Source organism: Rhodococcus sp. JG-3, assembly GCF_000482405.1.
GTDB classification, from domain to species: domain Bacteria; phylum Actinomycetota; class Actinomycetes; order Mycobacteriales; family Mycobacteriaceae; genus Rhodococcoides; species Rhodococcoides fascians.
On record NZ_KI519398.1, the window covers coordinates 4540509 to 4563789 of the forward strand.

At 65.2% G+C, this 23281-nt stretch carries 19 protein-coding genes; 15 read left to right on the top strand and 4 right to left on the bottom strand.

Annotated elements, in window-relative coordinates; translation table 11 throughout:
* Window positions 1-25: 25 nt before the first annotated feature.
* Window positions 26-229 carry a cold-shock protein gene (locus tag K414_RS0122650; RefSeq protein ID WP_008714360.1) on the bottom strand — a complete coding sequence of 68 codons (204 nt, stop codon included), beginning with the start codon at window positions 227-229 and terminating at the stop codon, window positions 26-28.
* Between the two features lie 194 nt (window positions 230-423).
* Here K414_RS0122650 and K414_RS0122655 point away from each other — a divergent pair, with 194 nt between their 5' ends.
* A complete protein-coding gene (locus tag K414_RS0122655) occupies window positions 424-1167 on the top strand; it encodes a GNAT family N-acetyltransferase (protein WP_027498010.1) in 744 nt (247 codons plus the stop codon).
* Between the two features lie 63 nt (window positions 1168-1230).
* A complete protein-coding gene (locus K414_RS0122660; protein WP_027498011.1) occupies window positions 1231-2244 on the top strand; it encodes a glutathione S-transferase C-terminal domain-containing protein in 1014 nt (337 codons plus the stop codon).
* A 9-nt stretch (window positions 2245-2253) separates the two neighbouring features.
* Here K414_RS0122660 and K414_RS0122665 read toward each other — a convergent pair whose 3' ends face one another.
* Window positions 2254-2634 carry a VOC family protein gene (locus tag K414_RS0122665; protein WP_027498012.1) on the bottom strand — a complete coding sequence of 127 codons (381 nt, stop codon included), beginning with the start codon at window positions 2632-2634 and terminating at the stop codon, window positions 2254-2256.
* 233 nt (window positions 2635-2867) lie between these two features.
* On the opposite strand from K414_RS0122665, the gene K414_RS0122675 reads away from it, so the two are divergent.
* From K414_RS0122675 to K414_RS0122700, 6 genes are all read left to right on the top strand, one after another.
* Entirely contained in the window at window positions 2868-3587 is a 720-nt protein-coding gene (locus tag K414_RS0122675) for a hypothetical protein (RefSeq protein ID WP_037219502.1), read from the top strand.
* A gap of 43 nt (window positions 3588-3630) precedes the next feature.
* Window positions 3631-4470 carry an LLM class F420-dependent oxidoreductase gene (locus tag K414_RS0122680; RefSeq protein ID WP_027498014.1) on the top strand — a complete coding sequence of 280 codons (840 nt, stop codon included), beginning with the start codon at window positions 3631-3633 and terminating at the stop codon, window positions 4468-4470.
* Window positions 4471-4576: 106 nt separating this feature from the next.
* A complete protein-coding gene (locus K414_RS0122685; RefSeq protein WP_027498015.1) occupies window positions 4577-5635 on the top strand; it encodes an ATP-binding cassette domain-containing protein in 1059 nt (352 codons plus the stop codon).
* Window positions 5632-6402, top strand: a complete 771-nt coding sequence (locus tag K414_RS0122690; protein WP_027498016.1) for an ABC transporter permease — start codon at window positions 5632-5634, stop codon at window positions 6400-6402. The genes K414_RS0122685 and K414_RS0122690 overlap by 4 nt, the downstream gene beginning before the upstream one ends.
* Window positions 6403-6653: 251 nt before the next feature.
* Window positions 6654-10391, top strand: a complete 3738-nt coding sequence (locus tag K414_RS0122695) for an ABC transporter ATP-binding protein (protein ID WP_037220493.1) — start codon at window positions 6654-6656, stop codon at window positions 10389-10391.
* Between the two features lie 110 nt (window positions 10392-10501).
* Complete coding sequence (locus K414_RS0122700; RefSeq protein ID WP_080729385.1) at window positions 10502-14314, top strand: multifunctional oxoglutarate decarboxylase/oxoglutarate dehydrogenase thiamine pyrophosphate-binding subunit/dihydrolipoyllysine-residue succinyltransferase subunit; 3813 nt, start codon at window positions 10502-10504, stop codon at window positions 14312-14314.
* Window positions 14315-14594: 280 nt separating this feature from the next.
* On the opposite strand, the gene K414_RS0122705 is transcribed toward K414_RS0122700, so the two are convergent.
* A complete protein-coding gene (locus K414_RS0122705) occupies window positions 14595-15242 on the bottom strand; it encodes a TetR/AcrR family transcriptional regulator (protein ID WP_032371667.1) in 648 nt (215 codons plus the stop codon).
* Between the two features lie 69 nt (window positions 15243-15311).
* Between K414_RS0122705 and K414_RS0122710 the strand changes: the two genes are divergently transcribed.
* The 3 genes from K414_RS0122710 to K414_RS0122720 are packed head-to-tail and all read left to right on the top strand — an operon-like array spanning window position 15312 to window position 18679.
* Entirely contained in the window at window positions 15312-16880 is a 1569-nt protein-coding gene (locus tag K414_RS0122710) for an NAD(P)/FAD-dependent oxidoreductase (RefSeq protein ID WP_027498020.1), read from the top strand.
* Window positions 16877-17710, top strand: a complete 834-nt coding sequence (locus tag K414_RS0122715; protein WP_027498021.1) for an SDR family NAD(P)-dependent oxidoreductase — start codon at window positions 16877-16879, stop codon at window positions 17708-17710. The genes K414_RS0122710 and K414_RS0122715 overlap by 4 nt, the downstream gene beginning before the upstream one ends.
* Window positions 17711-17722: 12 nt before the next feature.
* Window positions 17723-18679 carry an alpha/beta hydrolase gene (locus K414_RS0122720; protein WP_027498022.1) on the top strand — a complete coding sequence of 319 codons (957 nt, stop codon included), beginning with the start codon at window positions 17723-17725 and terminating at the stop codon, window positions 18677-18679.
* Here K414_RS0122720 and K414_RS0122725 read toward each other — a convergent pair.
* Window positions 18635-19528, bottom strand: a complete 894-nt coding sequence (locus K414_RS0122725) for a glycine betaine ABC transporter substrate-binding protein (RefSeq protein ID WP_027498023.1) — start codon at window positions 19526-19528, stop codon at window positions 18635-18637. The two genes, K414_RS0122720 and K414_RS0122725, sit on opposite strands and share 45 nt — an antisense overlap.
* A 209-nt stretch (window positions 19529-19737) precedes the next feature.
* Here K414_RS0122725 and K414_RS0122730 point away from each other — a divergent pair, with 209 nt between their 5' ends.
* From K414_RS0122730 to K414_RS0122745, 4 genes are read left to right on the top strand one after another with little or no spacing between them, the layout of a single operon-like run.
* Window positions 19738-20712 (top strand): ABC transporter substrate-binding protein, encoded by a 975-nt coding sequence (locus K414_RS0122730; protein ID WP_027498024.1) that lies wholly within the window; start codon window positions 19738-19740, stop codon window positions 20710-20712.
* Window positions 20712-21863: an ATP-binding cassette domain-containing protein gene (locus K414_RS0122735; protein ID WP_027498025.1), complete on the top strand. Its 1152-nt coding sequence runs from the start codon at window positions 20712-20714 to the stop codon at window positions 21861-21863. The genes K414_RS0122730 and K414_RS0122735 overlap by 1 nt, the downstream gene beginning before the upstream one ends.
* A complete protein-coding gene (locus K414_RS0122740; RefSeq protein ID WP_027498026.1) occupies window positions 21860-22522 on the top strand; it encodes an ABC transporter permease in 663 nt (220 codons plus the stop codon). The genes K414_RS0122735 and K414_RS0122740 overlap by 4 nt, the downstream gene beginning before the upstream one ends.
* Complete coding sequence (locus tag K414_RS0122745; RefSeq protein ID WP_027498027.1) at window positions 22519-23211, top strand: ABC transporter permease; 693 nt, start codon at window positions 22519-22521, stop codon at window positions 23209-23211. Before K414_RS0122740 ends, K414_RS0122745 begins: the two co-directional genes overlap by 4 nt.
* The last annotated feature ends 70 nt before the right edge of the window (window positions 23212-23281 follow it).

A 23281-nucleotide genomic window follows, 5' to 3' on the forward strand; every position in this document is an offset into this window, starting at 1 on the left:
GAGAAATCGGGCTACGAAGCTTGAATCAGATGGCGCGGACGCCGGTAGCCTGGGGGCCCTTCTGACCCTGGCCCACCTCGAACTCCACGCGCTGGCCCTCGTCGAGCGACTTGAAGCCGCTACCCTGAATCTCCGAGTAATGAACGAAAACGTCCGGTCCGCCACCATCCTGCTCGATGAAGCCGAAGCCCTTTTCGCCGTTGAACCACTTCACACTGCCCTGCGTCATTCTGTAAACCTTCTGTAAGCGAGCTAGATCTTCACGTCGAAGCTCTAATCTCAAAACCGAGTCTGCCATCTATTGGCGCTGAGCGAAACACCGGGGGCGAAAAAGTTCGAAAGATTGCTTTGGGACGGTGAAACAGAAATGCCGCCACAGCTGCCGCAGCCCGTCGGTTCAAGTGCCGTCGCTACTGTCGAACCGTGGAATTGCCTGCCTACGAAGCCGACCGATTCGATCCCCACCGACTCGACATCGTCCGACTCGCCTGGTGCCGACGGCTGTCGTTGGACGACCGTGCCCTCGATACCACCGCGGACCGCGTCGAACATCGGACCGACACCGAGAACATCGTCGTACTCCGACTGGCGCAGACCACTCTGATCGTCGGGCCGTCCTGGGCCGTGGACGCCGCACGCGGCATCGAGGGCCAGGCAGACACCGGTCGGACGTGGTTGGCGACGCTGCTGGGCGATCGCGTCGAGCAGTACGAGATCGACTCCCACACGCTGGCCTACGGATCCGAGATCGGCCACACCATCGACGTCCACGATCCGCTGATCTCCCACGACGCAGAGCACGCCCGTGCTCTGGCGGAGCACTGCAGCGAGGCCGACGTGACGGAGGCATTCGGCGAGCCGGTGTCGCGGCACTGGTTCACTTTGCTCGGAGACGACCGACCCGCGGATTCGGCGCGATCCCTGGCCTCGGCCGGGTACTCGGAAGAAAATATGATCCTGGCCGACATGCGCGTTCTCACCGACCCGGAACACCGACGACACGGATACGCCGCGGTCGTCGGGCGGCTCGCGACCAACGATGCCATCGACGACGGCCTGATACCGCAGTGGCGAGCGCGACCGGAGAACACGACCGCTCGACGCCTTGCCGCCCGGCTCGACTACGTGGAGATCGGCGCCTGCCACACCGCCGTGCGTCGAACCTAGGCGCTTGAATCCGGTCCGGACTGGGTAGCGTTCGTGAGACCGACCGATGTGAGGAGTTCGATCATGGCCGAGGACGCCACCTACGTGAAGCCGGGCGAGGAATTCAAGCGCGATACCAACTACATCCCGACGCGCATCACCGCCGACGGCCGGGACGGGTATCCGGTGGAGCCCGGGCGTTACCGGTTGATCGCGGCGCGGGCCTGCCCGTGGGCCCATCGATCCATCATCGCGCGTCGACTCCTCGGGCTCGAAGATGTTCTGTCCCTTGGCATTCCGGGTCCGACCCACGACCCGCGCAGCTGGAACTTCCAGGAGGAGCCGGGCGGCGTCGACTCGGTTCTACAGATCCCTCGGCTGCAGGACGCCTACTTCGCACGGTTCCCGGACTACGAACGAGGCATCACCGTGCCGGCGATCGTCGACGTTCCCACCGGCCAGGTCGTCACCAACGACTACCCACAGATCACCCTCGACCTCAGCACCGAGTGGACGCAGTACCACCGCGAGGGCGCGCCCGATCTGTACCCGGAGGCGCTCCGCGGCGAGATCGACGAGGTGGCCGATCTGGTGTTCAAGGACGTCAACAACGGCGTCTACCGCTGCGGATTCGCCGGCTCGCAAGAGGCATACGAAAAGGCGTACGACCGCCTGTTCGCTCGCCTCGACTGGCTCGTCGAACGGCTGTCCACCCGGCGGTATCTCGTCGGCGAGCACATCACCGAGGCCGACGTGCGACTGTTCACCACCCTCGTCCGTTTCGATCCCGTCTACCACGGCCACTTCAAGTGCAACCGCAGCAAGCTCACCGAGATGCCGGTGCTGTGGAACTACGCACGCGACCTGTTCCAGACTCCCGGATTCGGTGACACCGTCGACTTCGATCACATCAAGCGGCACTACTACGAGGTGCACACCGACATCAATCCGTCGGGCATCGTGCCGAAGGGGCCCGATCTGGCCGGCTGGCTCGAACCGCACGGACGTGAATCACTCGGCGGATCGCCCTTCGGCGACGGCACCGCGCCGCAGCCGCCGAAGCCGGACGAACTGGTCCCGCCCGAGCACTGGGTGTAACAGTGACGGCTATGCCCCGGCGTAGGTACCGAAGCTCCAGTAGACCCCCTCGGCGTCGCGGCAGGTGAAGCCGCGGCTGCCGTATTCCTCCTCGCGCAGGCCCTGCGTGACGGTGCCGCCCGCCGCGACGACGCGATCGTGGATGCCGTCGGGGTCGTCGGTGACGATGTAGATCGACCCGACACCCGGCGGCAGTTCGCCGATGGCACTCCCGTCGCGAACACTGCCCAGCATCACCCCGCCGCCGTCGGGCCAGCGCAGTTCCGCATGATCGACGCGGTCGCCTTCGCCGTGAACCGCGCGCTCCTCGAATCCCAACACGTCGACGATGAATCGGATCGCGTCGCGTGCGTTGTCGTACTTCAGAGTGGGCCAAACGTGTGTCGTCACGACGCCATACCTTCCTCGTCGGCCGCGCGAATCGTCACCGGCGACGCCGCGATGCCGCTCGACAGAGTCTCGAACATGCCCGCACCCCGACGCGGCGCGCGCCACCGGACACCACCTCGCTCGCAGGAATCTGCACGCCACCAGTCTAAATTGCCCCGTACGTGTGCAACGAAGAATTCGCGGGTAACTCCCCCGACCAGCGTCACCGACGCTCGCAACCGAAAGAGGTATCGATGGCAGGCAAGAAGGACGACGCTCAGGTCGAGATCTCGAGCGGAGGCAAGCTCGAACGGGCCCTGGTCAACATCCTGGACAACGCCAGCCGCCTACAGGGGCCCGCCGTCGACAAATATGTCGCGCACGTGCGTCGAGCACACCCGTACGACACCCCGGCCCAGATCATCGAACGGCTCGAGAAGCGATTCCTGCTGGCGGTCACCGGCAGCGGATCGGCAGTGGGAGGCGCAGCGGCGGTCCCCGGAATCGGTACGGTCGCATCGCTCGCCGCCGTCGGTGCCGAGACCGCCTTCTTCATCGAGTCGTCCGCTCTGCTGACGCTGTCGGTCGCGTCCGTGCACGGCATTCCCGTCGAGAATCACCAGCAGCGACGCGCGCTGGTGCTCTCGGTGGCACTGGGCGAATCGGGCATGCAGATCGTTCAACGAACAGTGGGCAAGACAGCCAAGAACTGGGGCCCACTCGTCACCTCGCGCATCCCGGGCGGCTCGATGGCCAGCATGAACAAATCGCTGGTGAAGAAGTTCGTCACCAAATACCTGGCCAAGCGCAGTGCACTGCTGGTCGGCAAGATGCTTCCCGCCGGAATCGGCGCGGCGATCGGCGGCGCGGGCAACCGAGTGGTCGGCAAAGGCGTCATCAAGAACGCCCGTGACGCCTTCGGCCCGCCGCCCGCACGGTTCCCGGAAAATCGCATCATCGAACCGGACGAATGAGAATGCCCGGAATCTTCGAGAGGCTGCTGCGTTGACTTCGAACATGACTTCCACACCTGAACTCGGCAAGTACGGCGTCTGGCGACTGCACTCGGCGTTCACGCCGGAGTTGTCCCGCGCCATCGAGTCCTTCGGCTACGGGACCATCTGGCTCGGCGGATCCCCGCCCGCGGACCTGACGACCACCGAGGAGATCCTCGACGCCACGGACACCATCGTCGTCGCCACCGGCATCGTCAACATCTGGTCCGATGCAGCCGCCGACGTCGCCGCGTCGTATCACCGCATCGAGAGCAAGCACCCCGGACGGTTCGTCCTGGGCATCGGTGCCGGTCACCCCGAGGCCACCCAGGAGTATCAGAAGCCGTACGACGCATTGGTGAGCTACCTAGACGACCTCGACGAGGCCGGAGTCCCGATGGAGCGTCGGGTCCTCGCCGCGCTCGGCCCCAAGGTGCTCGCGCTGGCCGCGAGCCGTACCGCAGGCGCGCACCCCTATCTGACCACTCCCGAACACACCCGTGAAGCCCGAGAAGCAGTGGGGCCGAACAAGATTCTCGCTCCCGAGCACAAGGTGGTGCTCGAGACCGATCCGGAGAAGGCACGCGCGATCGGTCGGCCACCGGTGAACAATCCCTACCTGCATCTGCGCAACTACACCAACAATCTGAACCGGCTCGGCTACTCGGACGAGGAAATCGGCGACGGCGGCAGTGACCGACTGATCGACGCGCTCGTCGCACACGGCGATGCCGACGCCATCGCGGCGCGACTCGACGAGCACCTCACTGCAGGCGCGTCGCACGTGACGCTGCACTCGCTGCCCGACGACGCCGACCCGCTCGAGACGTACCGGGAGATCGCTGCGGCGTTGCATCGCTGAAACCGGGTCATCCCGCCCGTCGGTCCCACCCCGTAACCTCGTGTACCGGTTGCCGCCAAGCAACCGGCACACGAGGTGCACCGACGGCCAGGGGGACACCGCACAGATGACCAGCTACTCGGCTCCGGCGCTGGAAGCGCAGGCTCTGACGAAACAATTCGGTACCGTTCGCGCGGTCTCGGACCTGAGCTTCGTCGTTCCACGCGGAACCGTCACCGGATTTCTCGGGCCGAACGGCTCCGGCAAGTCCACGACACTGCGGATGCTGCTCGGCCTCGTCGCCCCGACTTCGGGCGTCGGCCTCGTCAACGGCGTTCCGTTTCGTACGGCGACCCACCCGGCCCGTACCGTCGGGGCCGTTCTCGACTCGCTGAGTCTGCACCCCAAACGCAGCGCCGAGCACCACCTGAAGATCTATACCGCGGCGATCGGGGTACCCGACAGCCGCGCCCTCGACGTCCTGAACCTCGTCGGTCTGGGCGACGCCGCGCACCGCGCAGCAGGCGGGTTCTCTCTCGGCATGCGTCAGCGATTGACGTTGGCGACAGCTCTACTCGGCGATCCCGAGATCCTCGTACTCGACGAACCCGCGAACGGCCTCGATCCCGAGGGGATCGCCTGGCTTCGAGACTTCCTCAAAGCGTTCGCGGCATCGGGGAGAACCGTCCTGGTATCGAGCCACATCCTGCGCGAGATCGAGCAGACCGTCGACACTCTCGTCATCGTCAGCGCCGGCACCCTGATGTACCAGGGATCCATCGCTCAGCTGCGATCCAGCCGCCCGAGCCGCGTACTCGTCGCCGCGTCCGACCCGGCGAAACTGGCTCTGGCGTTGTCGTCCACCGGACTCACCGACACCCAACTGCTGCCCGACGGCCGCATCGGCGTCGCGGGTGCCGACGCCGCCACCGTCACGCGCATCGCGGCCGACGCTGGGGTCGCGGTCTTCGGCACCACCAGCGAACACGTCGACCTCGAGCAGGTGTTCCTGTCCATGACCGCCGGTCAGTACACCGCAGCACCCGTCCAACCCACTGCATACGGACCGCCGCCGGGATACGGACCACCGCCTGGATACGGGCCACCGCCTGGATACAACCAGGGGTACTCACCGCCGCCACAGAGCTACGGACCACCGCAGAACTGGAACGGGGGTTCGCGATGAACGCGCTGTTGACATCCGAGATCCGCAAGGTCACCACACTGAAGTTCTGGTGGGCGCTGGCGATCGCACCGATCGTTGTCGGCGTGTTCGCGTCCGTCATCACCTCGGTGATCGCGAACCAGCTGGGCGAGTTCGAGGAAGATCTTCAGATCGCCGGCGGTGTCGCCTCCATCGGCCTGTACGTCGCCGCGGGTGCCGCCATCCTGTTCGCCGGCATCTTCGGCGCGGTCAACGCCGGAACCGAGTTTCGACACAAGACCATCACCACCAGCTTCCTGACGGCCCGCGGCAGAGACGGCGTCGTTGCCGCCAAACTCATCGTCACCGCCCTGTTCGCCCTGGGGTACGGCCTCGTCGTGCTCCTGGCGAGCCTGGTGTGTCTGCTGATCTTCAGCCAACGAACAATCGTCCTCGACGGCGCTTTCATCGGCGTCGTCGCGTCGTGCTTGCTCGCCGTGGTGCTGTGGTCGCTCATCGGAGCCGGGCTGGGGTTGCTGCTCAAATCCCCGACCTGGGCCGCCATCGTGCTCGTCGCCTGGCTGCCGTTCGGTGAAGGACTGCTGTCCCTCATTCTGTTCGGAGTCGGTTTCGGACCGGTGGCAACCGCGCTGCCGTCGAACCTGACATTGCCGACGATGGCAGCGACACAATTGGACGATGCGGGCGACCTCGCGTCGTGGCCGTGGGCTCCGCTCGGACTTGCCCTGTGGGCCGTGATCCTCACCGGTGGCGGGTGGTTCCTGGCCCGTACCCGGGACATCGACTGACCACCGCATCGGTGGGGATGTTCGCCCGATCCTGCTGTCGGTAGCCGGGTCTACCGTGTGAATCGATGGCACACAGCGAATACGTGAAGGATCGAGCAGGGTCGGGCAGCAATACGGGCAGTACCCGTCTGCTGGAAACCGCCCCCGGCTCGTCCGGCGTACCCACCGACTCCCGGCCGACCACCGCGTCGTCGATCACCGCGTCGTCGATCACACGGCGTGGCTGGATCAGACGTCTGCTCGCGCAGTGCATGTTGCACCGGCGGACGGCACTCGGCGCACTGGGCGTGACGATGATCGCCGCGCTCATCGACATCTCGTTTCCGCTGCTGACGCGCCTCGCGATCGACGACGCCAGCGCAGGCAAGAACGACGTGATCGCCGGAGTCGCGATAGCCATCGCACTGCTGGGTGCTCTCCGGTTCGCCTGCCAGTTCGGTCGGCGCATGCTCGCCGGGCGCCTGTCGATCGATGTCCAACACGATCTGCGGATGGACCTGCTGGCGTCGCTGCAGCGACTCGACGGTCGCAAGCAGGACGAAATCCGAACCGGCCAGGTCGTGTCGAGATCGATCACCGACCTGCAGTTGGTGCAGGGTCTGCTCGCCATGGTGCCGCTGTCGGCCGGGGCAATTCTGCAGTTCGTCCTGGCCCTGGTCGTGATGGCCTACCTCTCACCGCTGCTCACCCTTGTCGCGGTCGTCATCGTTCCCGCGGTCAGCGTCGTCGTCTACCGGATGCGACCCACCCTCTTCGCTGCCACCTGGTCAGCACAACAGCGCGCCGCCGATCTGGCCCAGCACGTGGAGGAGACCGTCACCGGAGTCCGGGTGGTCAAGGGCTTCGGGCAGGAAGCGCGTGCGGTGGATCGCATCGAAGCTCTCGGGCGCAGGCTGTTCGCCGAACGTATGCGCTCGGCCCGCATCAATTCACGGTTCGCACCGACCATGGCAACCATTCCTCAGCTCGGACTGGTCGGCGTCATCGCTCTCGGCGGCTGGTTGGCACTGCACGGCCACATCACCATCGGCACCTTCCTCGCCTTCGCCACCTACGTGGCCACGCTGTCGGCCGTCACCCGAACCGTGTCGTCGGTGGTGATCATGGCGCAGCTCTCCCGCGCGGCCGTCGAGCGCGTCTACGAAGTGGTCGACACCGAGCCGACCGCACCGGAACCGGCGCACCCCATCGCACTGCCCGACGGCCCCCTCGGCGTCCACCTCACCGGCGTCACGTTCGGATTCGAGGCAGAGCGCAACGTTCTCAGCGACCTCGACCTGAGCATCGCCCCCGGGGAGACGGTGGCCGTCGTGGGACACGCGGGCTCGGGAAAGACCGCGCTCTCCCTGCTGCTCCCCCGCTTCTATCGCCCTACTCGCGGCCGGATCGCGGTGACCTCCGGGGACACGTCCATCGACATCGACGACCTGGATTCCGCGTCACTGCGCGAAGCGGTGTCGTTGGTCTTCGACGAGCCGTTTCTGTTCTCCGACACCATCGCCGCCAACATCGCGCTCGGCAGGCCCGAGGCAAGCGCGGAGGAGATCGAACACGCGGCTCGGCTGGCTCAGGCCTCGACCTTCATCGACGCTCTGCCCGATGGCTACGACAGTCTCGTCGGCGAACGCGGCCTCACCCTCTCGGGCGGGCAACGCCAACGCATCGCCCTGGCTCGCGCCCTGTTGGTCGAGCCGCGGATTCTCGTCCTCGACGACGCCACCTCCGCCGTCGACGCCGAGACCGAGGCCGCCATCTTCGACGCATTGCGCGGCGTGCGTACCCGGGCGACCCTCGTCCTCGCACACCGCCGATCGACGCTGACGTTGGCCGACCGAGTAGCCGTCCTCGACGGTGGACACATCATCGACACCGGCACAGTCGACGAACTCGACGAGCGCTGCCCACTGTTCCGCGCTCTCCTCGCGGGCGGAGACGAGAACGAACACAGCGACGCCGCACCGGAACCGCGCACGGAACCGTCGGCGGCGATGCTCTGGCCGGACGATGCTCTGGAAGCCGCATCGAACCCCGGTACCGCGATGCCGCCCGCAGGTGCCGGAGGCGGAGGCACCCACGGCGCAGCGATGGCCGGCGCATTCGGCTCGTTGGCACCGACGCAGGCCATCTCCGACGCGGTGGCAGCCCTGCCACCGGCAACGGAGGAACCAGGCGGATCGGGACAACAGTTGCGTCGACCCGACCCGGAATTCCGGCTCTCACGACTGCTGAGTCCTGTCCGGCTGCTGCTGGCAGGTGTCGTGGTGCTGCTGGCGCTGGACTCGATCGCCTCGATCGCCTTTCCCTCACTCGTCCGGTACGCGGTGGACGGCGGCGTGGCCCGCGGGGACTCCGACACCCTGTGGATCGCAACATCGATAGGCGTCGCCCTGGCTGCTGCCAGCTGGTTCGTGGTCTGCGCGACGACCGTGCTCACCGCACGAGCCGGCGAGCGGGTGCTGTTCGGATTGCGAGTACGCAGCTACGCGCACATTCAGAGACTCGGGCTGGACTACTACGAGCGCGAGCTGTCCGGGCGCATCATGACGCGAATGACCACCGACGTCGATGCGCTGTCGTCGTTCATCCAGACCGGCGCGTCCACGGCCGTGGTCAGCGTGCTGACCGTCGTCGGCATCGCGATCGCACTGCTCGTCACGGATACGACGCTCGGGCTGGTCGCCCTGGCCGTCGTGCCGCCGCTCGCCGTCGCAACCGTCGTCTTCCGACGCATCTCCTCGGCTGCGTACTCGACCTCGCGCGAACGCATCTCGATCGTCAACGCCGATTTCCAGGAGAACGTCACCGGACTGCGCGCAGCGCAGGCATACCGACGTGAGGAGTACGCAGCCTCTCGCTTCGCCGAACGCAGCAACCGCTACCGTGCGAGCCGCATGCGATCGCAGACCGCGATCTCGGTGTTCTTCCCGTTCATCACGCTGCTCTCGGATGTCGCGCTGGCCGTCGTCGTCTTCGTCGGTGCGCATCAAATCGCCACGGGCACCGCCACCGCGGGCACCCTGGTGGCGTTCGTGTTGTACCTCGGACTCCTCTTCGGCCCGATCCAGCAACTCTCGCAAGTATTCGACGGCTACCAGCAGGCCCGCGTCGGCGTCGGCCGAATCGGAGACCTCCTACGCACGACGAGTTCGATCGAAACAGCGACAGCGACCGGGTCCGGTGCAGTCGTCGGCAATCGCCTGCACGCCGACATCGACCTCGTCGACGTCAGCTTTCGGTATGCCGGAGCTCACTCCGACGCGCTCAGTGAGGTATCTCTCAGCATCCCGGCCGGCACCACCGTCGCATTGGTCGGCCGCACCGGAGCAGGCAAATCCACCGTCGTGAAGCTGCTCGCTCGGTTCTACGACCCGACCTCGGGATCGGTACGCGTAGGTGGCCACGACCTCCGCGACTACCGGTTGTCCGACTACCGCCACCGGCTGGGCGTCGTACCGCAGGAAGCCCACCTGTTCACCGGAACCATCGCGTCGAACATCGCGTACGGCAGGCCCGATGCCAGCAGGGCCGACATCGAGAACGCGGCACGCTCGGTCGGGGCCCTCGACACCATCGCTGCACTTCGCGGCGGTATGCAGCAACCTGTCGGCGAACGCGGCCAAGGGTTGTCGGCCGGCCAACGACAGCTCATTGCGCTGGCCCGCGCCGAACTGGTGGATCCCGATCTACTCCTGCTCGACGAAGCGACCGCGACCCTCGATCCGGCCACCGAACGCAAGGTCCTCGAAGCCAGCAACGCCGTTGCGCGAACCCGCACCGCAGTGGTCGTCGCGCACCGATTGGCCACCGCCGCACGAGCGGATTTGATCGTGGTCGTCGAAGGTGGTCGTATCGTGGAAGTCGGACGACATTCCGAACTTCGCAAACGGGACGGCTTCTACGCCACATTGTGGGCTGCAGCCGAAACGAACCGGGGGAATAATTCGATAGTCAACGGGGTCATCGACAACGAGGCCGATGGTTACCGGTGAGTACATATCACAGCTACGTCCCGGACGCACGCGATCTCGACCCGAGGTCTAGCCTGGAGTCGTACGCGCGCTGATCGGGAACGAAGACAGAAACGAGGCGAACTACTGCCGTGAGCAGCAGCTCTACTACCCAATTCGGACAAAATCAATGGCTGGTCGACGAGATGTACCAGCGGTTCAAGCAGGACCCGTCCTCCGTCGACGCGAGCTGGCACGAGTTCCTCACCGATTACGACCCCGAAGCCGTGATCGACGAGAACCCCATCTCCAACGGTAAGTCCGGTTCCAACGGCTCGGCCTCGAACGGCAGCTCGGCCAAGTCCGCTCCTCCCGCAGCACCCGCGCCTCCTGCGAAGCCCGCCGCCTCGGCCGCGAAGACCGAAGCCCCGAAGACCGAAGCTCCCAAGAAGACCGAAGCCCCCGCGAAGGCCGCAGCTCCCAAGGCTGCTGAATCCAAGCCTGCTCCGGCGAAGTCGGCCCCGGCCAAGCCGGCCGAGAAGAAGGCAGCCCCGGCCAAGCCCGCCGCTGCCGAATTCGGTGAAGAGTCGAGCAAAATTCTGCGCGGCGCAGCTGCAGCGGTTGCCAAGAACATGTCCGCTTCGCTGCAGATTCCGACAGCTACCAGCGTGCGAGCCATCCCGGCCAAGCTCATGGTCGACAATCGCCTCGTCATCAACAACCACCTCGCGCGTACCCGCGGCGGCAAGATCTCGTTCACGCACCTGCTCGGCTACGCCATCGTGCAGGCCGTCAAGGCGTTCCCGAACATGAACCGCCACTTCGCCGAGGTCGACGGCAAGCCCAATGCCGTCACTCCGGCGTCGATCAACCTCGGTCTGGCGATCGACCTTCCCGGCAAGGACGGCAACCGTTCCCTCGTCGTCGCGGCCATCAAGAACACGCAGGACTTCACGTTCACGCAGTTCTACAACGCGTACGAGGACATCGTCCGGCGTGCCCGCGACGGCAAGCTCACCGGCGAGGACTTCCAGGGCGTCACGATCTCGCTGACCAACCCCGGCGGAATCGGCACCGTCCACTCCGTCCCGCGCCTGATGAACGGCCAGGGTGCCATCATCGGTGCCGGTGCCATGGAGTACCCGGCGGAATTCCAGGGTGCCAGCGACGAGCGTCTCGCCGAGTTCGGCGTCGGCAAGCTCATGACGCTGACCTCGACGTACGACCACCGCATCATTCAGGGTGCGGAGTCGGGCGACTTCCTCAAGACGATCCACAATCTGCTGATCAGCGACGAGTTCTACGACGAGCTGTTCCATTCGCTCAAGATCCCGTACGAGCCGATCCGCTGGCGCAAGGATCTGCCCGAGGGCACCGTCGACAAGAACACCCGCGTGCTCGAGCTCATCGCGGCGTACCGCAACCGCGGTCACCTGATGGCCGACACCGACCCGTTGCAGTTCACCAAGGACAAGTTCCGGATGCATCCGGACCTCGACGTGATCAGCCACGACCTGACGCTGTGGGACCTCGACCGCGAGTTCAAGGTCGGCGGATTCCACGGCAAGGACAAGATGAAGCTGCGCGACGTGCTCAGCGTCCTGCGCGACTCGTACTGCCGCCACGTCGGCGTCGAGTACACCCACATCCTCGAGACCGAGCAGGTCTCGTGGCTGCAGGAACGCGTCGAAGCCAAGCACGTCAAACCAACTGTGGCGCAACAGAAGTACATCCTCAGCAAGCTCAACGCAGCCGAGGCCTTCGAGACGTTCCTGCAGACCAAGTACGTCGGACAGAAGCGCTTCTCGCTCGAAGGTGCCGAGTCGGTCATCCCGATGATGGACTCCGTCATCGACCAGAGCGCCGAGTACGCCCTCGACGAGGTCGTCATCGGCATGCCGCACCGCGGTCGTCTGAACGTGCTGGCCAACATCGTCGGCAAGCCGTACTCGAAGATCTTCACCGAGTTCGAGGGCAACATGAACCCGGCTGCCGCACACGGCTCCGGTGACGTGAAGTACCATCTCGGCGCCGAGGGCACGTACATCCAGATGTTCGGCGACAACGACATCAAGGTCTCGCTCACGGCGAACCCGTCGCACCTCGAAGCCGTCGACCCCGTTCTCGAAGGCCTCGTCCGGGCCAAGCAGGACCTCCTGGACAAGGGCACCGGCCAGGGCGGTTACTCCGTGCTGCCGCTGATGCTGCACGGCGACGCGGCCTTCGCAGGCCAGGGCGTCGTCGCGGAAACGCTGAACCTGTCCGATCTGCGTGGCTACCGCACCGGCGGAACCGTGCACATCGTCGTCAACAACCAGGTCGGCTTCACCACCTCGCCGGAGTTCTCGCGCTCGTCCGAGTACTGCACCGACGTGGCCAAGATGATCGCCGCGCCGATCTTCCACGTCAACGGCGACGACCCCGAGGCATGTGCCTGGGTGGCTCAGCTCGCAGTGGACTTCCGTCAGAAGTTCCACAAGGACGTCGTCATCGACATGATCTGCTACCGCCGTCGCGGACACAACGAGGGTGATGACCCCTCGATGACCCAGCCGGCGATGTACGACGTGATCGACACCAAGCGCAGCGTCCGCAAGAGCTACACCGAATCGCTCATCGGCCGTGGCGACATCTCGCTCAAGGAAGCCGAGGACGCGCTCCGCGACTACCAGGGTCAGCTCGAACGCGTCTTCAACGAGGTACGCGAACTCGAGAAGTACACCCCGGAGCCCAGCGAATCGGTCGAACTCGACCAGCAGTTGCCGACCAAACTCACCACAGCCGTCGACAAGGCCGTCCTGCACCGCATCGGTGATGCGCACCTCGACATTCCCGAGGGATTCAACGTGCACCCCCGCGTCAAGCCGGTGCTCGAGAAGCGTCGGGAAATGGCGTACGAGGGCAAGGTCGACTGGGCCTTCGGCGAACTGCTCGCACTCGGCTCGCTCGTGGACGAGGGACGCAACATTCGTTTCTCGGGCCAGGACACCCGCCGCGGCACGTTCACGCAGCGGCACTCGGTGATCATCGACCGCAAGACCGGTTCCGAGTACACGCCGCTGCAGAACATCGGCAGCGACAATCCCGGCAAGTTCATGGTCTACGACTCCGCACTGAGCGAGTTCGCGGCCGTCGGCTTCGAGTACGGCTACTCCGTGGGCAACCCGGACGCACTGGTGATGTGGGAAGCGCAGTTCGGTGACTTCGTCAACGGTGCCCAGTCCATCATCGACGAGTTCATCTCGTCCGGTGAAGCCAAGTGGGGACAGCTCTCCGACGTTGTGCTGCTGCTCCCGCACGGCCACGAGGGTCAGGGCCCGGACCACACGTCCGGACGCATCGAACGCTTCCTGACGCTGTGCGCCGAAGGATCGATGACCGTCGCACTCCCCTCGACCCCCGCGAACTACTTCCACCTGCTGCGTCGGCATGCGCGTGACGGAATCCGTCGCCCGCTGATCGTCTTCACCCCGAAGTCGATGCTGCGCAACAAGGCAGCAGTGAGCAACATCGAGGACTTCACCGACGGCAAGTTCCACTCGGTGTTCGACGAGCCCACCTACGACACCGGCACCGGCGACCGCAGCAAGGTCAAGCGTGTGCTGATGGTCAGCGGCAAGCTCTACTACGAGCTCCTCGCTCGCAAGCAGAAGGACAACCGCGACGACGTCGCCATCGTCCGAATCGAGCAGCTCTACCCCGTGCCGACGCGTCGAATCCGGGAAGCACTCGAGAGCTACCCGAACGCAACGGAATTCCGCTGGGTTCAGGAAGAGCCTGCGAACCAGGGTGCCTGGCCGTTCTTCGGTCTCGCACTGCCCGAACTCATGCCCGAAAAGCTGGTCGGCATCAAGCGCATCTCCCGTCGCGCCATGTCCGCACCGTCCTCGGGATCGAGCAAGGTGCACGCCGTCGAGCAACTCGAAATCATCGACGAGGCCTTCAACAAGGTCGGCGAAGACTAGATCTCCGACAGCGACAAGCGGCCCACTCCTTCGGGAGTGGGCCGCTTTCGTCGTTTCTGGGCGCACCCGGGTTGGGATCAATGTGGGATTCAGTCGGTCAGACTGCAACAAAGCCGCATTCATTCGGCTGTGGCCTCGGCCGCACTTCGGATGAATGCGGGATTCAGTCGGTCAGACTGCAACAAAGGGACATTGATCCCAACTGGGGAGGACCTGCAACCGGGGAGGACGTCCAACCGGGGAGGACGTCGAACCGGGGGGACGCACACTGGGGCGGGGCTCAGGCGTCGGCGTCGGCTCCCAGCAGCGCGGAGATCATGCCCGGGGCCAGGGCGACAGCAGGTAGGGCGTTGACGTTCAGGTCGATCAACTCGTCGCGGGTGATCTGTGGATTTCTGAGCCAGGTGATGGTGGCTTCTTCGACGAAGGCGATCCACCCGCGGACGGCGAGGTCGATGGTGGGGGTGACATCGACGTCGAGTTGAGCGAGTTGGACGAGAGTGCGATCGGCCATGGTGGTGCGGGTCTGCTCGAACACCTCGCGCATCTGGGGGTCTCCGCTTGCCGTGCCGCGGAGCAGGGAGATGAAGGTGTCGCGTTTCTCGCTGACGTAGTCGACGTAGTTGGCGATGGAGTCGCGCAGAATCTCGAAGGGTTCGAGGTCGGGGTCGGGTGCGGTCCGTTCGATCATCGACCGCGACGCCTCGCGGACTATTTCGAGGTGAAAGTCCTGCTTGGACGCGAAGTAGTGGAACAGTAGACCTCGGGAGACTCCGGCCTGATCGGCGATGTCCTCGACGGAGATCTGTTCGAGTGGCCGATCGGCGAGCATCTCGGTGCCGAGCTCGATCAGCTGCGCTCGTCGTTGCTGCGGACTGAGTCTGGTCCTTTTCGTCGTCGATACTCCAGCGCGGTTCACATCCGCCATGCAATCATCCTATTGAATAGTAGTCAATAACTATTGACTCACACTCAGTAAGCTTCTAGTCTGCTCTACATGAGTCTTCCCGTAACAGATACTTCGGACCGCGCAACGTCGCCGCGTCACGTCGATACGCTGATCATCGGCAGTGGTTTCGCCGGGCTCGGAGCAGCGATCAAGCTGACCAAGGCAGGCAAGAAGAATTTCGTCGTCGTCGAACGCGGCCACGATGTGGGCGGTACCTGGCGCGACAACACCTACCCCGGTGCAGCCTGCGACGTGCCCTCGCATCTGTACTCGTACTCGTTCGCGCTGAACCCGGAGTGGACTCGTTCGTTCTCCACCCAGCCCGAGATCCAGAAGTACATCGCCGGAGTTGCGCGCAAGTACGGCGTCATGGACAAGCACGTCTTCGGCACGGACGTGACGTCGGCGCGATGGAACGCCTCCACCAGCCGCTGGGACGTCGAGACGACCACCGGCAACTACACCGCCAAGATCGTCGTCTCGGCCGTCGGCGCACTGTGTGAGCCGAACCTGCCCGATATCAAGGGAATTCACGATTTCGAGGGCGACGTCTTCCACTCCGCTCAGTGGAACCACGACGTCTCGCTCGCCGGTAAGCGCGTCGCCGTCATCGGGACCGGCGCGTCGGCGATCCAGATCGTTCCCGCCATTGCAGGCCAGGTCGAGCACCTCGACGTCTACCAGCGCACCGCGCCGTGGATCCTCCCTCGCGCCGATCGCCCGTACACCAAGCTCGAGCGCTTCGCCTTCAAGCATGTGCCCGGCTTCCAGCGCCTCGCCCGCGCCGGCATCTACGCGATGCGTGAGACCCAGGTCGTCGGGCTGGCGAAGAACCCCGCGTTCATGAAGCCGCTGCAGTGGGCGTCGGAGAATCATCTGCGCACGCAGATCAAGGACAAGGCGCTGCGCGCGAAGGTGACTCCGAACTTCCGCATCGGCTGCAAGCGCATGTTGATCTCCAACGCGTACTACCCCGCTCTCGCGCAGAGCAACGTCGACCTCGTGACCGACGGCATCGCCGAGATCCGGAAGGGATCGATCGTCACCAAGGACGGCACCGAGCGCCCGATCGACGCACTCGTCGTCGCCACCGGCTTCCACGTCACCGATTCGCCTGCATACCAAGCCATCGTCGGCAAGGACGGCCGGACGCTGGCGCAGACGTTCGACGACGGCGGACAGCAGGGCTACAAGGGTGCCGCGGTGGCGAACTTCCCGAACATGTTCTTCCTCGTCGGCCCCAACACCGGCCTCGGGCACACCTCGATGGTCTTCATGATCGAGTCGCAGATCAACTACCTGGTCGACGCCTTGAACACCATCGACAAGCACGACATCGGGACCATCGAAGTGCGCAAGGACGTGCAGGACGAGTACAACGTGACTCTGCAGGACCAGCTCGCCAAGAGCGTCTGGATGAACGGTGGCTGCGCCAGCTGGTATCTGGACAAGCACGGAAACAACACCACCCTGTGGCCCGGGTTCACGTTCGAGTTCCGTCGTCAGACCAAGCATTTCGATCTCGATGCGTACCGTAGCGTCGCAACCGCAGATCTGACCTCCGCGTCGGCGAGCACGGCCGCCGGCAACAACACAGACAAGGTGTCCGCACGATGAGCACATTCACAGGCAAGGTAGCCGTCGTCACCGGCGCGGGTTCGGGAATCGGCCGGGCCCTGGCCCTCGAGCTGGCCGGACGCGGAGCCAAGCTCGCACTGTCCGACGTCGACACCGCCGGACTCGACGAGACGGTGCGCCGCGTCGAAGCACTCGGAGCCGAGGTGAAGTCCGATTTCCTCGACGTCTCGCAGCGCGAGACCGTGCTGGACTACGCCGAGGCCGTCGTCGCGCATTTCGGCAAGGTCAACCAGATCTACAACAACGCGGGCATCGCCTACCACGGTGACGTGGAGAAGTCCTCGTTCAAGGACATCGAGCGCATCGTCGACGTCGATTTCTGGGGCGTCGTCAACGGCACCAAGGCATTTCTGCCGCACATCAAGGCCTCGGGCGACGGCCACATCGTCAACATCTCCAGCCTGTTCGGCCTGTTGGCGATGCCGTCCCAGTCCGCGTACAACGCTGCGAAGTTCGCCGTCCGCGGATTCAGCGAGTCGCTGCGCATGGAGATGTTGATCGCGAAGGCTCCGGTGAAGGTGACCGTGGTGCACCCCGGCGGCATCAAGACTGCCATCGCCCGCAACGCCACCGTCGCCGAGAATTTCGACCAGGCCGACGTGGCGAAGTTCTTCGACAGCAAGTTGGCGAAGACCACCCCGATCGACGCGGCCAAGACCATTCTCAAGGGCGTCGAGAAGGGCCGGGGTCGCGTGCTCATCGGTTCCGACGCCATCGCGCTCGATCTGCTGCAACGCATCACCGGCTCGCGGTACCAGGGCCTGATCGCTGCGGTGTCCAATCGGGCCATGCCACGGTCGAAGAAGTAGGCGGGCCGCGTCGTGAAAGCCTTCTACGTTCCACTGCCGATCGTTGCGGCGGCGCTCAAGCCCTTCTATCGCCTCGCGCTGAATCCGCGTCTGTCCTTCCGGGCGCAGCGGGCGGTCCTCGAGGCCGCGGCTCCCGTGCAGACGCTCCCGCACGGGACCGTCGCGCAGAAGCTGACGCTCGCGGGCAGGCGAGCCGAGCGCATCACCGTCGGAGCCACCGAACGCGACACCGCCATCCTGTACCTCCACGGGGGCGCGTTCACGATCGGTTCGATCAACACCCACCGATCGCTCGCCGCCCATCTGGCCCGAGAGTCGGCCAGCGCCGTGTACGTACTCGACTACCGACTGGCCCCGGAGAACCCGTACCCGGCCGCGCTCGACGACGCCGTGGCGGCGTTCCGAGAACTGGTGCGTTCGCACGGCTTCACCCCGGATCGCATCGCCATCGCCGGTGATTCGGCAGGCGGCGGGTTGACCGTCGCGACGGCGAGGCGGCTGGTGGACGACGGCGCGAGGCCGGCAGCACTCGGATTGATCTCACCGTGGGTCGATCCGGGCGCACGCGACGCGGTCAAGCCGCGCGACCTGGTGGTCAACACCGGGTGGTCGAACTCCTCGGCCGACGCGTATCTCGGGGCGGGCGACCCGCTGGATCAAGGCTTCGCGCCGCTCCAGGGCAACCTCGATGAGCTGCCTCCGGTCGTCATGCACGTCGGGACGGACGAGGTGCTCTATCCGCAGATCACCGCGTTCGCGGACAAGCTGCGCCTGTCCGGCGTCGAACTCGAGTACATCGAGTACAAGAGGCTCTGGCACGTGGCGCATCTGCAGGCGTCGATCCTGCGGGAAGCAGCCGAAGCCGTCCAGCACATGGGTTCCTATCTGGGCCGCAAGCTCAGAGCAAAGCAGAAGTCCGACGTGTCAGAGGCTGTGCTCGCCGAGCCAGCGGCCGGCGACATCGCCTGACGCAGCACCCCCGCGGACCTCGCCGATCATGTCGGCGAGGTCCGCTGTCGTCAGCTCCCCCGCCACCACCGAGAACGACTTCACCGCACTCTCGTCCAGCACACCGGTGCGGTACAGCGGAACGACGTTCTGCGCCGGATACACGTGATCGTCGTCGGGCAGAGTCGTCAGATCCTTGGCCAGCGGACCGAACGACGCAGTCCGAATCGCGAGAGCATCCACCGCACCGGAATTCAGGTCGTCGACGGCGAACTGCGCATCCGGGTACACCATGAACTCGGAGAAACGGGCCCCGGTGAAGCTGGGACTGCCCACACCCTCCATCCTCACGTCCATCGGATCGACCTCCCCCTCGACCGTTCCGACTGTCACGTCGTCCCGACGAAGAAATTCGGTCACCGTCGCGCCCTCGTCCAAGATCGCGTCTGGAGCGAGAGCAAGGGCCAATCGATCCTCGGCGGTTGCGTAGTCTCCCACCGACAGTCCGGCGGGCAGCGATCGGTTCAGCTCGGTGAACACGTCCTCTGTTTCGGTTGCCCCGGCCAGGGTGTCGAAGGTGCGCAACAGGTCCCCGGTCAGGTCGGGGATCATCGATACCTCGCCGCGGTCCAGCGCCGCGAGGTACGCCGTCCGATCCCCCAGGTTCTCGGCGACGGAGACCTCGGCTCCCGTCGACCGGAGTCCTCCTGCGTAGATCTGTGCGAGCAACCGGGAGAGGTCGGAATTCCCGGCTCCGACGACGACGGGCATGTGCCCAGGTTCGGCCCGGTCGGCCGCACTGCACCCACCGACGGAACCTGCAATAGTGACCGCGAGGGCCGCTGCCAGAATCGACGAACGCACTCTCATTTTCTCCTGTTCACTGCCCGTGGGGTTTACCGATCCCGACCGCGGGGCACAGATGCGAACGAGAGGGTAGTCGAACCAACCTTATGGGCACGGCGATGTCGACTACCATCCCGAGCAGCCCGAGTCCTGGTTCGGCGGTGTCCCCGGTGATCGGGCGGCACCCGTCGGAGTTGGGGCTTCGTCTGTGCCCGAACCGATGGAAGGACACCATGACCACCTCCCGAATCACGCGCGCGTTCTCCGCCCCGAAGGCAGTGGCGGCCGTTGCCGCGCTCGCCCTGTCGGTCACCGCACTGACCGCCTGCGGCGGAAATTCGGATCCGCTCTCGAGCGGAGGCGGCGAGAACAACGACGACACGAACTCGATCATCGTCGGCTCGGCCAACTTCCCGGAGTCCGAGACCGTCGCGAATATCTACGCAGAAGCATTGCGCGCCAACGGTTTCGAGGTGAGCACCAAGCTGAACATCGGTAGCCGCGAGGCGTACATTCCCGCCGTCCGCGACGGCTCGATCGACCTGATTCCCGATTACACGGGCAACCTGCTCCAGTACTTGGACGAATCTGCCACGGCCACCTCGTCCGAGGACGTGCTGGCGGCACTGCCCGCCGCACTCGGCGACGACCTCTCGGTGACGGCCCAGGCACCCGGCGAGGACAAGGATGCCGTCGTCGTCACCCGCGCGACCGCAACCGAGCGCAATCTGAAGACCGTCGGCGATCTCGCACCGTTCTCCTCAGAGGTGACGTTCGCGGGCACGCCGGAATTCCAGGAGCGCGTCGGCGGACTGCCGGGCCTGAAAGCGAAGTACGGCCTGGACATCTCCCCCGGTAACTACGTGCCCATCTCCGACGGCGGCGGACCGGCCACGGTCGAGGCACTCGTGTCGGGCCAGGTCGTCGCGGCGGACATCTTCACCACCTCGCCTGCCATCGCGCAGAACGATCTCGTGGTTCTCGAAGACCCGGAGAACAATTTCGCCGCTCAGAACGTCATCCCGGTGCTGCGGACGTCCAAGCAGTCCGACAAGCTCACTCAGGTTCTCGACGCCGTCTCGGCGCAGATCACCACCGAAGAGCTCATCGCACTGAACACGTCGGTGTCCGGCGACCAGAAGGTCGAACCGGCTGCGGCGGCAACGGCGTGGGTCAAGGACAAGGGTCTGGACCAGCCGGTCAGCTGATGATCACCTTCGAGAACATCACCAAGACGTACCCGGACGGCACCACGGCAGTCGACTCGTTGGACCTGGTGATCCAGCCACACTCGTTCACCGTGTTCGTGGGGCCGTCCGGCTGCGGCAAGACGACGTCGATGCGCATGATCAACCGGATGATCGCGCCCACCTCGGGTGTCATCACGGTCGACGGCCGCAACATCGCCGACACCGACGCGGTGAAGCTGCGCCGAGGAATCGGCTACGTCATCCAGAGTGCCGGGCTGCTGCCCCACCGTTCCGTCGTCGACAATGTTGCGACGGTTCCGGTGTTGAACGGTCAGTCCCGGCGCGCTGCCCGCAAGGCGGCGCTCGAGGTACTGGAACGAGTGGGCCTGGATCCCGCTCTCGCGTCCCGCTACCCGGCGCAGCTGTCCGGCGGGCAGCAACAGCGCGTCGGTGTGGCCCGCGCGCTCGCCGCGGACCCACCGATTCTGTTGATGGACGAACCCTTCAGCGCCGTCGATCCGGTGGTGCGTGAGGATCTGCAGACCGAGATGCTCAGGCTGCAGGCCGATCTGAAGAAGACGATCGTGTTCGTCACGCACGACATCGACGAGGCCGTGCGGCTGGGCGACCACATCGCAGTCTTCGGACCGCAGGGTCGTCTGCAGCAATACGACAAGCCCGAGACCGTGCTCGCGGCACCGGCGACGTCGTTCGTGGCGTCGTTCGTCGGCCGCGACCGCGGCTACCGCGGCCTGTCTTTCCGCTCCGCGCAGTCGGTGACGATGCATCCGATCCATACCGCGACCGAGGACGAGATGAGCACCCTGCGACTCGACCAAGGGCAGTGGGTTCTGGTCGTGGACTCCCAGCGTCGTCCCCTCGGCTGGATCGACGCCACCGGCGTCGAGAAGGTACGCGGCGGCGGCAGCCTGGACGAGAGCACCGCGGCCGGTGGGTCGCTGTTCCTCGAGGGCGGCGATCTACGGCAGGCGCTCGACTCGGCGATCTCGTCTCCGTCGGGAATCGGCGTCGCCGTCGATTCGGCCGGTGCCGCCGTGGGCAGCGTCGACGGTGCGGAGATTCTCGAAAACCTGGCCGTACAGCGCAAGTCGGAGGACGAGGAGCGCAATCGCCACCACTTCGGCGCGACCGGGAACGACGCACAGTGACCTGGCTGTTCGACAACTTCGGCGTCGTACTCGGGTACACGAAGACACATCTGTATCTGTCGCTCGTGCCCCTGCTCATCGGACTGCTCATCGCCGTTCCGGTCGGCACCCTGATTCGCAATACGCGGTGGGTCCGCCGAATCACGTTGACGGTGGCCAGCATTGCGTTCACGTTGCCGTCACTGGCACTGTTCGTCACCATTCCTGCGGTCGTGGGACTGCCTGTGCTCGATCCGCTGAACGTGGTGATCGCACTGACGGTGTACTCCACGGCTCTGCTCGTTCGCGCGGTTCCGGAGGCACTCGATTCGGTTCCGTTCGCCGTCGTCGATTCGGCTCAGGCCATGGGCTTTTCGTCGTTACGACGGGCGGTGACTGTCGAGCTCCCCCTGTCCTTGCCGGTGCTCATCGCCAATATTCGAGTTGTCACGGTCACCAACATCTCGTTGGTCTCGGTGGGTTCGGTGATCGGTATCGGTGGTCTCGGCCAGCTGTTCACCCAGGGCTACCAACGTGACTATCCCGATCAGATCTTCGCCGGCATCATCTCGATCGTGTTCTTGGCGTTGATCTTCGACGCCGCCCTGTACCTGGTGGGCCGTCGACTCACGCCGTGGACCCGGCAGGACAGCTCGTCGACGAGGAAGGCGCGCGCATGAATCTGTTCTCCGAAGCGTTCTCGTACATCCTCGACGGTGCCAACTGGGCCGGGCCGACGGGAATCGGCGCTCGACTGCTCGAGCACATGTGGTATTCGCTGTTGGCCGTTGTGCTTTCGGCCGCTGTCGCGATTCCCATCGGACTGATCATCGGTCACCTGCGCCGCGGCGAAGCGGTGGTCGTCGGACTGGTCAACGCTCTGCGCTCACTGCCGACTCTGGGTGTGTTGGTGTTCCTGGTCCTGGTGATCGGATTGGGTCTGATCCCGCCGATCATCGCGCTGGTCCTGCTCGGGATACCGCCGCTGCTGGCGGGCACCTACTCGGGAATAGCCAACGTCGACGCCCACGTGGTCGACGCCGCCCGTGCAATGGGGATGACCGAATCACAGGTGCTGCTGCGGGTAGAGATCCCCAATGCACTCCCACTGATCCTCGGCGGACTACGGAACACCACCCTGCAGATCATCGCCACCGCGACCGTTGCGGCCTACGTCAACCTGGGCGGGCTCGGTCGCTACATCTTCGACGGTCTCGCGCTGTACGACTACGGCCGGGTTCTTGTCGGGGCGATCCTCGTCGCGCTGCTCACACTCGTCGTCGACGGCCTTCTCGCCCTTGCAGTGTGGACGTCGGTGCCGGGAACCGGTCGCCTCCGGCGCATGCCGACCGGACTGGCAAAAGTCTGACGACGACTCACGCAAACTAAAAGCACCCCGAACCACCGGCCCGGATAGGGCGGGGTTCGGGGTGCTTTTT

Bases quoted from the DNA above. Each gene is read 5' to 3' on its own strand.
- K414_RS0122650 (WP_008714360.1), bottom strand. From the start codon at position 229: ATGACGCAGGGCAGTGTGAAGTGGTTCAACGGCGAAAAGGGCTTCGGC.
- K414_RS0122660 (WP_027498011.1), top strand. From the start codon at position 1,231: ATGGCCGAGGACGCCACCTACGTGAAGCCGGGCGAGGAATTCAAGCGC.
- K414_RS0122675 (WP_037219502.1), top strand. From the start codon at position 2,868: ATGGCAGGCAAGAAGGACGACGCTCAGGTCGAGATCTCGAGCGGAGGC.
- K414_RS0122680 (WP_027498014.1), top strand. From the start codon at position 3,631: ATGACTTCCACACCTGAACTCGGCAAGTACGGCGTCTGGCGACTGCAC.
- K414_RS0122685 (WP_027498015.1), top strand. From the start codon at position 4,577: ATGACCAGCTACTCGGCTCCGGCGCTGGAAGCGCAGGCTCTGACGAAA.
- K414_RS0122690 (WP_027498016.1), top strand. From the start codon at position 5,632: ATGAACGCGCTGTTGACATCCGAGATCCGCAAGGTCACCACACTGAAG.
- K414_RS0122695 (WP_037220493.1), top strand. From the start codon at position 6,654: ATGTTGCACCGGCGGACGGCACTCGGCGCACTGGGCGTGACGATGATC.
- K414_RS0122705 (WP_032371667.1), bottom strand. From the start codon at position 15,242: ATGGCGGATGTGAACCGCGCTGGAGTATCGACGACGAAAAGGACCAGA.
- K414_RS0122710 (WP_027498020.1), top strand. From the start codon at position 15,312: ATGAGTCTTCCCGTAACAGATACTTCGGACCGCGCAACGTCGCCGCGT.
- K414_RS0122715 (WP_027498021.1), top strand. From the start codon at position 16,877: ATGAGCACATTCACAGGCAAGGTAGCCGTCGTCACCGGCGCGGGTTCG.
- K414_RS0122725 (WP_027498023.1), bottom strand. From the start codon at position 19,528: ATGAGAGTGCGTTCGTCGATTCTGGCAGCGGCCCTCGCGGTCACTATT.
- K414_RS0122730 (WP_027498024.1), top strand. From the start codon at position 19,738: ATGACCACCTCCCGAATCACGCGCGCGTTCTCCGCCCCGAAGGCAGTG.
- K414_RS0122735 (WP_027498025.1), top strand. From the start codon at position 20,712: ATGATCACCTTCGAGAACATCACCAAGACGTACCCGGACGGCACCACG.
- K414_RS0122745 (WP_027498027.1), top strand. From the start codon at position 22,519: ATGAATCTGTTCTCCGAAGCGTTCTCGTACATCCTCGACGGTGCCAAC.